Source organism: Bowmanella dokdonensis (assembly GCF_017254865.1).
Lineage (GTDB): Bacteria > Pseudomonadota > Gammaproteobacteria > Enterobacterales > Alteromonadaceae > Bowmanella > Bowmanella dokdonensis.
Genome location: NZ_JAFKCV010000211.1, coordinates 1 through 340, shown reverse-complemented (window position 1 = coordinate 340; position 340 = coordinate 1). Strand labels below are relative to the sequence as shown.

Genomic DNA, 340 nt, shown 5'->3' with positions numbered 1-340 from the left:
CAATCCGTTTTTGCGCTGTGACAACGAACAAATTCGTTCACAAGTTGAACAATACCAAGGTATAAAAGCCAATTCCCCAGTGGACGTATTTGCCGGTTTACGGGGCTGGAAAGATCATTTTTAAGCCTTACAATGGCTGCATTATCTACCGCCTGACGCGGTAGCAAACAAGATAACGCAAGACAGCAGACAAGCTCCTAAGTAATGACTTGGTTGCGTCAACAACACGAGAGAATCAGCTAAGCCCATGAAAAAATTGCTGTTTATTATCCCCTTATTGGGGCTTGGTGGCTGTATGACCACCGAAGAAATAAGCCAGGTTGATGAGCAACAGAACAAC

Annotated in this window: 1 protein-coding gene; it reads left to right on the top strand. The window is 44.4% G+C overall.

The genetic code is table 11. The features are described from left to right. Positions 1-10: 10 nt before the first annotated feature. Entirely contained in the window at positions 11-124 is a 114-nt protein-coding gene (locus J0A66_RS23885; protein WP_369127391.1) for a hydroxyacylglutathione hydrolase C-terminal domain-containing protein, read from the top strand. The last annotated feature ends 216 nt before the right edge of the window (positions 125-340 follow it).